Here is a 13,656-nt window from a genome sequence, read left to right on the forward strand (position 1 = left end):
TGAAGATTGCGAGAGTGCAAAGCACGTAGCAATCTGGTATCAAAGGGGTCAAAATACCTTTTGACCCCAACATCATTTTAATTACTCAGCCTGGCTGGAAGCTTCCTCAGTAGCTGCTTCCTCAGTAGCTGCCTCCTCAGTAGCTGCCTCTGTATTCTCATCAGCCTCAGCGGTTTCCTGATCTGCTGCATATGCCTCGTTAACCTCAGCAATCAGATCATTTCCACCCTTATTTGCCCAGTCATCCCAAGCATCCTGCAGACCCTGCTCATCGATAACGCCACAGATATACTGTGTTCTTGCCTCAGACAGGATGTTGTCAAGGTCAGCGCCATACTTGGAGTAAGTCTCGGAACCAGACAGGTAAGCAAGTGCCGGATTGGTAACTGCTACCGGACGTGTTCTCTGCTCGTAGCACTCGGTCAGAGCATCATCTCTCTCAGTTGGCTTCAGAGGCTTCTTATCTTCCGGATATCCTGGGATGTAAGCAACCATCTGGTTCAAACCAAGGTTTGGTCTATCACTTGTCTCTCCTTCGATAGTCTCAATCTGTCCATCCTCAGTCCAGTTATAGGTAACGCCCTCAAGACCGTAATCAGCTAAGATAAGCATATCATAATCATTTAACTTATCAAGGAAGGTAAGGGAGTTGATAACATCTTCCTCAGTCTTAGCACCATCAGTAGTGATTACATAGAAACCATTGTAACCGGAGGTAGCAAGAGTCTTGCCATTGATCGGTCCTAACAGGTTCATAGATGCAAACTCATCTGGATTAGTAACAGACGGAACTTCGTTGTCTACGAAGTAGTCCCAAATACGGCGAGCGCCATCCATAACGTCGATGTAAACACCGTTCTGACCCTTCTTGCAGCCGTTTGACCACTCAGAAGTATCAATAGTTACCCAATCTGGGCTCATTAAACCATCATCATAAACCTTCTTTAACCAGTCGATTGCTTCCTTGTACTCAGCAGTCTGATGTACCGGAACAAGCTGACCGTCCTGCTCTACCCAGCCGTTTCCACAGCCAAACCAAGTCTGAACGATATCAAACGGTCCTGTGTACTTAGTCATTTCCATACCGTATGTATCATCTACATTGTTTCCATCCGGATCGCCATAGGTGAACTGATACAGCATGTTATAAACATCATCAATAGTCTCCGGAGTACCAAGACCTAACTTATCAGCCCAGTCCTGACGATAGGAGAAGCCGTAACGTCCAAGCTCACGAACACGCGGAATACCGATAACCTCACCGCCTACTGTCAGACCCTTTAAGGTTTCTCTGCTAACCTGAGACAGATTCGGGAACTTCTCGCTGTCATCAAGATACTCGGACAGATCCCAGAATGCACCTTCCTCAGCTGCTGATACGATTGTTCCGTTCATAGCGCCGCCGCAGGTAAGAATCATTGGCATGTTGTCGAAGTCCATAAGAGTGGTTCCAAGAACCTGATCATATGCACCATTATCTCCCCACTTAATCTCGAAGTTGATTCCGGTGTACTCCTGAACCTTCTTAATAACCTCATCAGAGCCCTCATTCTTTAAGCTCTTTCCTGCATTGTACTCTGGAACGAGTAAAGTTACTGTCGGCTGCTCATCTGCAAATGCCATAGACGGAAGCATTGTTGCTGCCATTGCTGCTGCCATACCAGCTGCTAAAAACTTCTTATTCATTTTTTAAACCCTCCTGGAATAAATATTCTGACAGTGTCCGAAGCTGCACTTTTTACAGGCAGCCTTCGGTCGCCATCTATGAAAGATGATCTGCGAAATTTTCGCGCTCATTATCACTTCTTTTTATTAGCCCTTAACTGCACCTACCATAACACCCTGTGTAAAGAACTTCTGGATGAATGGGTAAACGCAAAGAATCGGGACAGTTGCAACTACAGTAGATGCCATACGAACTGCCTTAGACGGCGGTGCTCCATTTGAACCCCAGTCCATCAGCTCATCTGTCTCTGCCTGCTGTGCCTGCTGCATAACCTCACGCAGTACCTGCTGTACAACCTTCATGTTAACATTATCAATATACAGCAGTGAGTTGAAGTATGAGTTCCAGTGTCCTACTGCGTAGAACAGACCTACGGAAGCCAAAACCGGCTTGGAAAGAGGAAGAACAACCTTAAGGAAAATGGTAAGGTCAGATGCACCATCGATGTGTGATGCCTCCTCAAGTTCCTTTGGAAGACCCTGGAAATAGTTCTTGATAATAATCATGTTGAATGCACTGATTGCACCTGGCAGCCACAGTGCCCAATATGTATTACGAAGATGAAGAATATTTACAACTAAGATGTAGCTTGGTACCATACCACCGCCAAACAGCATCGTAACGATAACCATGTTTGTGATACCGTTTCTCCAACGGAAGTCGGAACGTGCCAGAGGATATGCAAGTGTGGTACTCATAAACATATTGATAAAAGTACCAACTGCTGTTACAAGCAGAGAGTTTGCAAGACCTCTAAAAATAGAACCATCTTTTACAATGTAAGAATATGCATTGGTAGAAAATACTGTCGGGAACAGGAAGAAGGACTTTTCAGTCAGCTCCTGCTCTGTCGCGAAGGAACCAGCCAGTACATATAAAAACGGGATAACGGTTGCTATGGCAAAAAGTGCTACAAACACATACAGAAGAACCTGTACAAATGCATCACCAGGCGACCGCTTAATTCTGTTTGCTCTTGAAATATTGTTAGCCATCGCTTTTGCCTCCTTAATAGAATCCGCTCTCACCACAGAGCTTTGCAATCTTATTTGCACTTAAAACAAGAATCAAACTGACAATAGACTTAAAGAGTCCTGCTGCAGCTGATACAGAATACTGGCCACTTACAATACCTCTCTCATAAATGTAGGTATCAAATACCTGTGCCCTAGAAGCATTCAAATCGTTCTTCATCAGGTAAATCTGCTCGAAACCTGTGTTTAAGATACTTCCGCACTTCATAATCAGCATGATAACAACTGTACCACGGATTGCCGGAAGTGTGATATGCCACATCAGTCTCCATCTGCCTGCACCATCTACACGTGCTGCCTCATACAGCTGCATGTCAACACCGGAAAGTGCTGCTAAGAAAATGATAGTACCGTAACCAGTCTCCTTCCAGATACTCTGTCCTACAATCAATTGATTGAAGTACTTCGGATCGGTCAGAATCTTCGGTGCCCCATCACCCATAAACATCTCCATTAACTGGTAAACAGCACCGTCATTAGAGTTAAACAGCTGCTGTGTTAAAGATGCAACGATAACTAAGGATACAAAGTGAGGAATGTAAACCAGTGTCTGTGAAATACGCTTAAATGGCATACATCTTAACTCATTAAGCATCAATGAAAGAATAATCGGTGCCGGGAAAAACAATGCCAGACTCAATAATGAGATGGACAATGTATTTCTAAACAGCGACCAGAAGCTAACTGTTTTACTTGTAAAAAACTCTTTAAAATTATCCAGTCCTACAAATTCACTGTAGATGAAACTGGAAAAGATGCCTGAATGACCACGAATACGCAGCTTGTAATTCTGGAATGCCATTACCAGGCCGCCCATAGGCAGATAACAGAAAATGATCATCCAGATAACGCCTGGAAGAACCATCAGATACAGCCACTTATGACGCTTCATGTCAGTGATCAGCGGAGTCTTCTTATGCTGATAGGCTGATGTGTTATTTTTCTTACCCATGATTTTTCTCCTTCCTTTTTTCTACTCCGATCCTTTTAGAGTGCATTCTATGCATTTACGACCAAGTTTTTTTATAAACTTTGGTTTTCAAAGATGATATCTGCTGCACACGGATGGTGTATTTTCATTGTCGATATTATATAATACTTTGCTTATTTTTTCAATACTTTTTTTACTTTTTGTTCTAAAAAAATTAATTTTTTCTATTTTTTGTTAAAAATTTATCATTCGTCATTAGGTAGAACGGACAAATTTTGGATGTCTATTCAATTTATTTTTAGTTCATAGCAAAAACGACCTTTTATGTAAATAGACACTTTCTCAACTATATTTTTTTAATTTTCAAAGCTATAAACTTTAAGTTTTGAGTACTCTCCTATCATCGGTGCAAGCTGTCTAAATCCGATTTTTCCACCTTCCAAGCATGGACCATATGTTGTTCCATCATCGTTGAAATTGAATACTTCTAAGTCATTGACAAAGAAGCGTACCTGATTCTCATATTTTAAAAGACCAAGCTTGTACGGTGCGGATACATCTGCTACGTCCGGAATAGGATCAGCACCCTGCGCAACAAGATAAAATCCATAGCTCTTTCTTAAGTTGCATGTGTGGAAGCTTCTCTCATCTGGCTCTTTTCTTCTGAAATAAGATACATGGAAGGCATTTATATCTCCGTGATGATAAAGCGGATACTCTCCTGTTCTTGGCTGAAGTGATTCATCAAAGAGATCTTCTCCATTTCTTCCCTTTGCAGCAAAGAAAAGGATGGCAAGTCCTGGCTCCTTTAATGGCTGAAACTCCCATTCAATGTAAACATTGGATGGAAAATTCTTCGGACACCATAAAACGTAGTTTGCCTTCTGACCCTGCGCAGCACTTAAGCCGTTTTCCATGCGAAGCTTGCCCTCAGGAAATGAAATGTTAGCTGTACCCTCAAGCACAAAGCCGTCGATATCGGACTTGGATGCAAGTGGGTTGTTGTAAATTAGTTTTGGAGTTTCTGTGATTCCATACTTTGTAAATTCCATAGTAGATATTCCTTTCTTTTTTATTGTATTGTAACCCAGGAGGTTATCGAAGGGGACCTCGGCGAAGTGTTTGTCGGCCACCCATTTACGTAACTAGTTATCAATTTCGGCGGTTGCGCTCTTCTCGGAAGCAATACTAGTTACTGCTTCTTTCAAATGAACACTCCGTTGTTCAGCGTGTTGTTTCCAAACGGCCATCTCCTCTTCCTCTGCCAAAAGAAGATTGATTACCGATGCGCTAAAGATATCCTGCGGCAGCTGTCCCTTAAACTCTGGATTAGCAGTCGTGTCTGCCTCTTTTTGATACCAACCGTCTGGCTCCATTGCCCAGAAGCAGCTCTTTCCAGGTGCGCTAAATGTATCGAGTGCAGTGAAACGAATACGATCTGTATATACCTCATGCAAAAAGGTTATACGCTTTGGTTCGTAGGATGACGAAAGCTTACCTTTTTGAACTTGTTTCCATGTATCATTTACCCATGCCTCAATGCAGTAGCTTCGAAGCTCGCCCTCATGTTCACGATGATTTTGACGCGGCATGTAGAGGATACCAGAAATGTTATGCTTTTGCGTTGTCTGAATAATGAAGGAATACGGATAGCCACCCGTAAGCCGCACAAAGGTCTGCGGATTTCCATCAAGACAGGCAGATAATGAATCATCATCTATCTTTGCATCTAGTTCTTTCATTACATCATTTATCTCAAACAGCGATGATAATTGTTTCCATGATACTTGTCCCTGCGGTTCAAAAGCATCGCTCTTCATATAAGAAAGAATGCTTTTCTTTAGGGCTGCGGCCTGTGGGGTATCCTGTTCAAGATTTATGGAAGTCATCATAAGACGGGCTGTTCCAACCTGACACTCAAAAAGAAGGCTCATCTTGTCGTTTCTATTCCATTCGTCAATTGGCTGAACAAGGTTTGTAATGCAATCGCAGCCAAGTTTTTCTACTCGAAGACCTCTTGCATTTTCAATTAAGCTCTGCCACTGCCATCCGCCGTCAGCAGTTGTTGGAAATGATGCAAATGCCGAATGTGCATTTTGAATTATCATGCCCATACCTCGCGCCCAAGTCGGTCCCATCTGTGAGTTCCAGAAGGACGGATTAAAGCGAACAGGCGGACAATCATATGAAGTATCCTCATATGGCAGTTCAAACAATACACGCTTTCCTTCATTAAGAAGTGTTTCGGCGTGGAAGCGGTCTGAAGTGATGAAAACTGCTTCGTGCGTATCAGTCTCTGCTTTTGACTCGTCTGGTGTAGAAACTTGGTTTGATTTACTGCTGTCAAATATCCAAAACGGCCAAGTATTCTCCACTATCTTTCCATTTGCCTCTATGCTTACGCGCAGTACGTAAGCACAGTCTGGCTGTATATCTTCCATATTCAAGTAAATGCAGCCGGCAGACTGATTTTTCTCTAGCGCATAATCTCTTTGCTTTAGTGTTCCGCAAAGAACAGGCGGCTGAAATACGGTCTGCGTAAGTGTCTTGCCATGTTCACCGTATGTATACTCGGTAACTGGCTGCTGCTCAAGCTGCCAATGAATGCGAACAGACTGTAACGGTGCGCGACCAAAATGGCTGACCTCGATTGGGATGCTGATCGTAGCATTTTTTGCACGATCGATGCAGTAGGACTCGATGCGCGCAAGAAGTACGGTTTCATCACAAAACTGACGCCACTCGTTTGGAGTAACATAGCCTTTTGAATCCCAGAATGGATCGAGAATACCGACAAGTGCCGTTCCCTGTCCCAAATAATCATGAAGATCAAGAAGTTCAAAACCGTATATATAAGGTGTTCGCAGATTTGCTTCAAGATCTTCCTTTAACATACGCACCTGCTGCCGTCCTGAATTATAGACAAATTCCTTATTTTGCCCCAACACATCATGCGCACGCGCACTCTCACGAAAGATCTCGAAATTCCCCGGCTGCAAATAGCCTGTAAATTTATCAATCACATCAAAATTCGGATACGCACACCACTGGCCAAGCTCATGGCATATTACAGGATAAGAGATATCTTTTAATGATTCACGGTAATCACCGCCGTTCCAACCACGCGGTCCACGGATGGTTCCGCCTGGCTGTATGCCAAAACCTGATCTATGAAAATAGACATAATCTGTTCCTGTGATCTTGTCTGGCTCCATAGGATACGGCCATCCTGACTGAATGGTATAAAGATGTCTGCTGTCATATGCACGGCACTTTGATACCCAATCAGTAAGCGGCATAAGCCAGTCTCCACCCGGCTCATTGCTCGGAGACAACATAAGGAATGACGGATGATTGCCAAATGTATCAAGTATACGCTTTGTCTCTTCCCACAGCACGTTGTTCATTTGCGCATCTGGCGCAAACACATTCCACATATCGCACTCTATCTGCAAATAGACACCTGCGCGGTCAGCTGCTTCAAATGCAGCCTCTGGCGGACAATATGAATGGCACCTGATAAAGTTCATGCCCCACGTCTTCACAGTCTCCATGATTTTATCCCAGTATGCGCTGCCACAATCCGGAATGCCGCTTAAAGGATAATCGCCTCCAAAATGTGTTCCTCGAAGATATGTGTTTCGCCCATTGATAACAAAATGACCGTCCTTTACCTCTGCCCTGCGAAAACCAAAGGTAACTTCTTTGGTCTGTAGTACTACTTTTGAAAACTGCGATACCATTTCTTTGCTCTGTAATGGTAATTGTGTGATGGATGATTGCATTTCTCCTTGCAGTGCATTGCTTATAGAAGACATGGATAGTTCAGCGTAAGCTCACAAATCTGGCTCCCCTGAGTGAGCACGCAGACTGCATCTGCACTAATATCGGTATGCACAGTATCTTGTACGTGAACTATACAGTTTTGAATATGGCTTGTCTCGTTTTTCAGGTGCACCTGTATAGCAGCCTGCGGCAGCTGCGCATTCACCTTGACACGCTCAATCCAAACACGATTGAATAGCTCTAAGGTAATCGCTCCTGCTACACCGTTCCATGTTGCGCCTAGCGCATCTGACACGCCATGACCATCTGGCCGATACGACAGCTGCCAGCCATTGTCAATGCAAAGCGTAACTGTATGCTCTCCTGCTGACAATGCCCCTGTCTCATATACATGCGGCGCACAAAGACTTACTATGCTGCCTTTGCATTCTCCATCAATCCAGAGCGTTGTCTTCCATTTTGTGTTATCAAGCGTCAGCCGTCCAACAAACCCATCTGATTTTTCAGGCACAAAAATTGTCTTCTGATACCACGCCTTTCCTGTATAGTGGCGCGGCGGCTGACTCAAAAATGGCACCTTTGTTCCATTCTCCTGCGCATACACATATTCGCCGCGCTGATACCACAGCGCATCATACAAACTTTGAACCCACGGTGTATCTTCACTGATCGCATCGCCATAGCCCTGCGCCTGCAGACATCCAGGCAGCGTGATCGTCTGTGTCAGTCTTCGTTTTTCCCAGTGCTCGGCAAAGCCCCTGTCCTCTTTATCAATCTCAAAGCGCCAGATTCCTGCCAGATCACATGTCTGTCTTTCTTCCATCTGTTTCCTCCGCAAATATACCTAAATGATAAAGCTATGATACCACACAAAAAGGTACGATACAATGCAGGTTAGATGCTTCTTATATGCAAAAAAGACCACATTGTTTGCGGTCTCTTTAAACTGTGGCAGAGCTGCGTCAAAAAAAAACGCCATAGCCGCTTTTGCAGCTTCTGGCGCCTTTTGCATAACTTAATTTTAAGCCACAGGGACAGTAATTAAGCCAACGTACCCAATTAAAAGGCCGCCGGACCTGTCCCCATGGTCACTTTCTCATGACAACTCCTGCATCTATGCGGTACACCTGATCACATAAGATACGGATATCTTCTATATTGTGACTGGAAAGGATGATCGTTGTACCCGCCGCTTTTCTCGCTAAAATCAGCTGCCGCATCTCCTCCACGCCTTTCTCATCCATGCCATTCATCGGCTCGTCTAATATCAGAAGCTTCGGAGACTCCATTACTGCCTGTGCGATCGCCAGACGCTGTCGCATTCCCATGGAAAACTTTGATACATGCTTTCCTCCGACATTTCCTAAGCCGACCATCTCTAGCACTTCCTTTATTTGAGTCTTTGACAGATTGCCGCGCATCGCTGCGATGTCTGCCAGATTTTGATATGCACTCATATATGGAATAAACTCAATCGTCTCAATGATCGCACCCGCACTCTCTGGGAAATCCACATCCTTTCCGATTCGCTTATCTCCCACTATGACCGTTCCCGTTGTCGGCTGCAAAATACCCAGAATCATTTTCATCAAAACGGTTTTACCAGAACCATTTCGCCCGATAATGCCGTGAATCATTCCTTCCTCAAACCCCATTGTAAGCGGCTGCAACACAGTCTGCTTTCCAAACGTTTTACTGATATTTGTTAATTGAATATAATCACTCATACACGTCACGTTCCTTCCTATATAATTATAATGTTAGACCGAAAAACATTGACTATTGATCTTGCATCCTTTCTCTCAAAAATAGTTCTTGTACACCCTTATTGGCTTATGGGCCATACTCATTATCGCCCATACTCATAGCGCCTTAATTTCCAGATGCTAATGCTCAGTGAAACCACAAACAAACCGCCAAGAAATAGGCACGCATACGAAAATGATGGATTGAACCGATCATTTACGCTGGTACTGAGTGCTGAAATTCGACTCAATGTAAGAGGTGAAAAATAGCGAAGTCCTACAATCGCATCCAATACCGCCGTTACCAGATAATCACATGCTAGAGCCACTGCGCCAACCAATATACCGGGGCCATTTTTCCACAGCATATGAATCGCCATTGTCAACATGCCAAGAGTCATCGAAACAAGCAGACATAAAAAGAGTTGTCGTACTACCACAACATACTGTGGATTATGCTTTATTAGCGAAAACGTAAAAGAAAAATAATTCTTTATTCCACATCTCCATGGTGCATTCAGCATTTTGACAAAAGCATTTGTCCACGAGATACGAAATGAAATATGAGGAACAATTGCTGCTGCAAGCACTAGTCCCACATAAAAAAAATAGAAAATTGTTACCAAGAACAGATATAAAATCTGACCAAGTAACCAACTTTTTCGAGATGTGCGAATAAGATATGGGTAAATCCCCTTCTCACTATATGGAATATCACAGATCACAAGCAGATAGCCAACCCAGACTGTCATTGCCGTATAATGTGTATTCATCATAGCCAGGAATAACTCCTGCACACTGACCGTTTCTTCTGCCGATGCCAGATACCCACGAATGCCACCGAGATAATAAAGCAAAAAGCAGCCCATGCACAATAAAACAGCCAGATTTTTTCCCTGACGCATTCCCATATGAAAATTCAGACGTGCGTAGCCAAAAATTTGTTTTGCCGTTTTCTTTGTTCTTCTATCAGCCATGTGATGCCCTCCATTTCATTTCCTCTATAAAAATACAGGTAAATAAAAACATTACTGCCAAATTTTTAAAAGCCAGCCAGAAAAGATCCACCTGCGTACCGGTATACCAAAACTGTATTGGCTGATAGCTATATGGACTAACGATCGAAAGCCAATCAATCATGTCTCCAAGATAAAGAAATATCCTATTGATAAAAAAAGGAACAGCTGCAACCACATATCGATTTTCACTAAAAGCAGCAACACATAACCCTAACATCGAGGACCACGCAGCAACTTGAAGCGAATTCAAAACTACATACAAAAAGAATACACCCCAATACGTTCCATCCTGGATCCACTTCTGCCACATTTCACCGACCAGAAAATACGAATTATTGGCAGTCTTTAAAATCTCAGGATGCATCATGCTTCCAACTGCAATAAATAGGAACACGCTCATCATATATAGAAAAATGCTGCCAACAAATACCGCGATTGCTTTTGTCACACAATAGCGAAGCCGACTTGTCCGCATCATTTTTACCCAATCACATTTTCCCTTTTTTTCATCAAAATATACCGATGCAACACTCATAGGAAATACCAGATTTTTCACCAAAGTTGTAATGCCATATTCTTCTGACACACACAACAAATCTAACCAGCCATGATCCGATATTGCCTCTTTTACTTTTAACGTCTCTGCAATTCCCATCAACAAAACTGCCGCGTAGATCACGACACAAAACCATGCTAGCGGAGACGTCACAATCCGCCTTGCTTCCCGTCTGATCATATGCATCCCTCCGTTCCTATTCGCTCTGATCTGTTTGATTAACATTTGCCGTCATTGCAGTCGCATAGCAATACGGGTATTCTCCATCGACAAAACCTTCAATCACATACTGATTTCCACCATCTGTATCGGACATTGGAATTTGCACATAATAGCCAATATCACACACACTCTCGTCATTCTCGGATCCTTTATCAATCATCAGGTATTCCATGTCACAGGAAGCCTCTTCTACTAATACGCCCACTTCATCCTCCGCATTCTGATCCCAAAAATAATTGTCAAGACATGCCCGTATGGCTTTCTCTTTAGAAATCAGCTTTCGTCCTTTCTTTTCTTCCCGTGCAATTACTTCTGATACATTATTAAAGGATACAAAATAACCATCTTTCTCAATTGTAATATCAATTGACTGTCCCCAACATTGTCCCAAATCACCCAGTGAATAGCCATTTGGACACAGATGAATTCCATTTTCTTCTATATAATAAATATCATGTTCTTCATCATTATTTTCACCCTGCCACTTTTCTTCATAAGAATCATCGACTGAAATTCCAAGATTCTCAAAAGTTTTTAACCAACGGGCTGTCCATTCTTCTCTGGTTTTTTCTTCTCGTCCATTTATCCGAACAATGGCACCGTTAAATGCTCCCTGATTCCAGTTCACTGTTATTTTTTGCTTTCCAGTATCATAGGTCGTCGTGACTGCTGCCGTCCCACGCTGCGCTAATACCGTTAAGCAATTCCCATCAAGTGTATCCGTGTCTAGCCATGCTTTAATGATCTCCTCCCCTGTGAATACTCTTGATTTAATCGTCAGAATATCTACATCGGCAGCATTTTTTGCCATCACGTTTTCAATCACGCCTGTTCTACTGTTGCCTATCACCGCTGTACAAGAAAATAATACTATTATAAAAATAGCCAAAACAATTTTCACTTTTCCTCGTTTTCTCATTCGATCACCTCATCTCATACTGAATCAATTTCTCCTTCTGTGTCTGCCCTTTCTCATACGTACTGTTTGCATCACTAGCTGCTGCCGCTATTGCAATCGTCTGAGTTTTACTTGTGCCATCCTCAAACGCTGCACAAACTGTAACCTGTATTTTATCGAAAAGAATCGAATTTAACTCCTCTGTCCATTTTCCTGCCTCAATTGATTCACTCTTAAAAAATAAGTTTTCCGTTTGCTCATCATCCGCCGTGAATCCACAAATATTAACAAAACACCCCGCATCCTGATTTTCATAATCAATGGTATAGGAAGTGCAATATAGAACACTTTCCTGCTGATCCTTGTTTTGGGAAATTCTTGGCAAATTCATTGTCTGCTCTGTATATAGAGTCATCTGTGTGCAAAACTTCTCAGGATTCTCCCCGATGATCTGAAACGCCCCCTTGTTAATCGTATATGTGATCTGCTTTATCTGTTCACCTTTGCACGAAACAGGAAAAGCGATGCAATAGCTGAGCATATCACTGTCTGATCTCATACCGAATACCCACGAATTTCCGTTCTCATTGTTTAACGCCACCGAATTTTCCGAACTGAGCTCCGATGCATAAACGCAAAGTGAAAATGCAGATGATGTTTTGTTTGTAACAAAATCCTGCTTTGTTTCTGTATACGGTACTTGTCCATTTCCAAAACGATTGAGCTGCACACCTGCAACCACACAGGCAGCCGCAGCAATTCCTGCTGTTATACAGACACGCAACCTTCTTTTTCGTTTCATTCTGTTTTTATAATTATTTGTATTTTTTTGGATCACAACATCTCGCTCATCAATTTCAGGCTTCAATGCCTGCTTCATCAACTGTTCAAATCGCTCATCTGTCAATTCCTCTCGCCTCCAATTCCTGTTTTAAAATTGATTTTGCCTTTCTGATTCTTGTTTTCACCGTATTGACCGGCACTTTCATACATGTTGCAATTTCTTCCATTGTCAGCCCAGCACTGTAACTTAAGCAGATTGGAATTCGATATTTTTCTGGTAGCATATGCACTGCATTTCTCACCTCTGCAATCTCCTGTTTGTTGATCATCATCTGTTCCGGTGTCGTGTCCCAATCCGCCGCAAATGAAGAAACCGTTTCCTGATGCTCTTCCAAGCTGCTGACTGGCGCAATTCGCATACGGTTTGCATATTTTTTCTTTTTGTTTTTCCACAGCAAAACAGCAACAGACAACGCATAGCTTTTGCTATTTTGCTCTGCTTTCAATGACACCCGCTTTTCCAATAACAAAACCATCGCGTCCTGATATAGCTCATCTCCCTGCTCTTTGTTATTCGTAATGATACGGCAGAACCTCAGAATATCCGGCCCTGCGTTCATGACAAATGATTCAAATTCTGTGTCAGACATCCCTTATCCTTTCTGTATCGTGTATTTTTACAGTGCACTTGTACTTTGCAGCTGTAGCTTGCATTTGAAGTTTTCATTTGAAACTTGTATTTGAAGCTTACGTTTAAAACTTGCTTTTAAAGCTTGCCATCTCAGCTTTATGCTTTTTCTCTTTACTTGTATATTGTATCATCGCAAAAAAAAGTTTTCAAAAAACTCTTTTAAATAAAAAAAGAACCGCCAAGGGGACAGTGGTATGCTCCCCGTCAAGAGGACAATAAAAAATAATAAATTTTTGTATCGTCAGCCATGCTATGGCTGGCGATA

12 protein-coding genes are annotated in these 13,656 nt (G+C 42.7%); all 12 read right to left on the reverse strand.

The genetic code is table 11. From position 1 onward, the window contains the following. Positions 1-81 precede the first annotated feature (81 nt). Positions 82-1,686 carry a type 2 periplasmic-binding domain-containing protein gene (locus LKD48_RS15485; RefSeq protein ID WP_308732532.1) on the reverse strand — a complete coding sequence of 535 codons (1,605 nt, stop codon included), beginning with the start codon at positions 1,684-1,686 and terminating at the stop codon, positions 82-84. Positions 1,687-1,812: 126 nt separating this feature from the next. Then, complete coding sequence (locus LKD48_RS15490) at positions 1,813-2,721, reverse strand: carbohydrate ABC transporter permease (protein WP_308732533.1); 909 nt, start codon at positions 2,719-2,721, stop codon at positions 1,813-1,815. Between the two features lie 13 nt (positions 2,722-2,734). After that, the gene (locus tag LKD48_RS15495) at positions 2,735-3,712 is read right to left on the reverse strand and encodes an ABC transporter permease (protein ID WP_066560723.1); all 978 of its coding nucleotides are present in this window, start codon (positions 3,710-3,712) and stop codon (positions 2,735-2,737) included. A 335-nt stretch (positions 3,713-4,047) separates the two neighbouring features. After that, on the reverse strand, positions 4,048-4,743 hold the full coding sequence (locus tag LKD48_RS15500) for a DUF1961 family protein (protein ID WP_066560726.1): 696 nt from the start codon (positions 4,741-4,743) through the stop codon (positions 4,048-4,050). 93 nt (positions 4,744-4,836) lie between these two features. After that, positions 4,837-7,476, reverse strand: a complete 2,640-nt coding sequence (locus LKD48_RS15505; protein WP_308732534.1) for a DUF8487 domain-containing protein — start codon at positions 7,474-7,476, stop codon at positions 4,837-4,839. Positions 7,477-7,496: 20 nt separating this feature from the next. Beyond that, positions 7,497-8,300 (reverse strand): glycoside hydrolase family 2 protein, encoded by an 804-nt coding sequence (locus LKD48_RS15510; RefSeq protein ID WP_308732535.1) that lies wholly within the window; start codon positions 8,298-8,300, stop codon positions 7,497-7,499. 265 nt (positions 8,301-8,565) lie between these two features. After that, positions 8,566-9,204 carry an ATP-binding cassette domain-containing protein gene (locus LKD48_RS15515; RefSeq protein ID WP_308732536.1) on the reverse strand — a complete coding sequence of 213 codons (639 nt, stop codon included), beginning with the start codon at positions 9,202-9,204 and terminating at the stop codon, positions 8,566-8,568. A gap of 122 nt (positions 9,205-9,326) precedes the next feature. Beyond that, positions 9,327-10,199: a hypothetical protein gene (locus LKD48_RS15520; RefSeq protein WP_066560741.1), complete on the reverse strand. Its 873-nt coding sequence runs from the start codon at positions 10,197-10,199 to the stop codon at positions 9,327-9,329. Next, positions 10,192-10,977 carry a hypothetical protein gene (locus LKD48_RS15525; RefSeq protein ID WP_066560743.1) on the reverse strand — a complete coding sequence of 262 codons (786 nt, stop codon included), beginning with the start codon at positions 10,975-10,977 and terminating at the stop codon, positions 10,192-10,194. Before LKD48_RS15525 ends, LKD48_RS15520 begins: the two co-directional genes overlap by 8 nt. Positions 10,978-10,993: 16 nt before the next feature. Further along, positions 10,994-11,938 (reverse strand): hypothetical protein, encoded by a 945-nt coding sequence (locus tag LKD48_RS15530; protein WP_308732537.1) that lies wholly within the window; start codon positions 11,936-11,938, stop codon positions 10,994-10,996. Positions 11,939-11,942: 4 nt separating this feature from the next. Next, positions 11,943-12,824, reverse strand: coding sequence for a hypothetical protein (locus LKD48_RS15535; protein WP_308732538.1), 882 nt, complete (start codon positions 12,822-12,824; stop codon positions 11,943-11,945). Further along, complete coding sequence (locus LKD48_RS15540) at positions 12,814-13,350, reverse strand: RNA polymerase sigma factor (RefSeq protein ID WP_308732539.1); 537 nt, start codon at positions 13,348-13,350, stop codon at positions 12,814-12,816. The genes LKD48_RS15535 and LKD48_RS15540 overlap by 11 nt, the downstream gene beginning before the upstream one ends. Positions 13,351-13,656 lie beyond the last annotated feature (306 nt).

This window comes from Anthropogastromicrobium aceti (assembly GCF_020687335.1).
In the GTDB taxonomy this organism is placed as follows: domain Bacteria; phylum Bacillota; class Clostridia; order Lachnospirales; family Lachnospiraceae; genus Anthropogastromicrobium; species Anthropogastromicrobium aceti.